Annotated in this window: 1 protein-coding gene; it reads right to left on the minus strand. The window is 73.8% G+C overall.

Annotated elements, in window-relative coordinates:
* The coding region (locus tag G6018_RS05845; RefSeq protein ID WP_347237808.1) for a GAF domain-containing protein at window positions 1-1008 on the minus strand (1008 nt) is incomplete at its 3' end.
* Between the last annotated feature and the right edge of the window lie 161 nt (window positions 1009-1169).

Below are 1169 nucleotides of genomic sequence, written 5' to 3' on the forward strand. Positions count from 1 at the left end.
GGCACCGGCCCCCGGACCCGACGTGCCCGCCGGACCCGTGGTCCCGGGCGGGGATGTCGTGCCCTGCGTGGAGGTGGAACCCGGGGCGGACGTCATGGCCCGCGTCGAGGTCGAGCCCGGGGTGGAGCCGGGGCCCGGGGAGGAGGTGCTCCGCAGCGTGGGCGTGGGGTGCTGGTCGGGGAACGTCAGGTCGAGCAGGTGGCCGCGGCGGCCGACCCGGCTGGACAGGACCCCGACCGTCCCCACCGAGAGTTCCACGACGTCGCCCACCTCGTCCTGCTCCACCAGCCGCCGGAGTCTTGCGATGTCCCGGGAGGCCAGACGTTCCAGGCTCGAGTGCGAGGCCAGCACCACCTCGTCGCCGAACGCGCAGGTGGCGGTGTCGGAGGATCGGGTGCGTTCGACGAAGCGGTGCCAGAGTTCGCGGTCGTCCGCGCGGGCGGTGTCGACGTAGCGGGCCTCGATGTCCGCGACGATCTTCCGCACGAACGGCGCGAACATTCGGGAGGCGTCGGCGCTCATCCCCGTCAGATCCACCGCCCCGACCAGGCGGCGGGTGAGCGGGTCGACGATCGGGTGCCCGTAACAGGCGAAGTCGCGCAGGACCTCCGCGAAGTGCTGCTCGCCGTGGATGAAGACCCCGGCGCGGGTCTCGAGCGCCGTGCCGATGCCGTTGTTGCCCACCGCGTCCTCGGTGAGGGTGGCACCGTCGTCGACTCCCCGCCGCAGGAGCATGCGGGAGATCCGGGCGTTGTCGCGCACCGAGCGGATGACCCGTCCCTCGCGGTCCGCGAGCAGGAGCATGGCTCCGGTGTCCTTGAGGGCCTCGTCGAGGTCGTCCATCACCGGTCGGGCGGCCTCGGCGAGACGGTGGGACCGGGAGGCGTGCGGATCGGGGGCACCGGGGCGCGCGCTCTTCGGGGTCAGTCCGCACGAGGCGGACCGGCGCCAGGACAAATCCACCGGGTCCTCGCCGGGCGCGACGGGGGAGTGGACTGTCTGGGTCACGGGGCACCTCCGGCCGGATGAGGGGTGTGACTCACACCATACGCAAGCGGGCGGCGGGGTGATCCCAGGGCTCGGGCGATCGGGATCCCGGGGCTCGGGCGGCGGCTCAGTGGCTCCGGGCCGCGTGGGCCGGGTGCACCAGATGCGCGGGGAGCCCGGGC

Source organism: Dietzia sp. DQ11-44 (genome assembly GCF_014145205.1).
GTDB classification, from domain to species: domain Bacteria; phylum Actinomycetota; class Actinomycetes; order Mycobacteriales; family Mycobacteriaceae; genus Dietzia; species Dietzia natronolimnaea.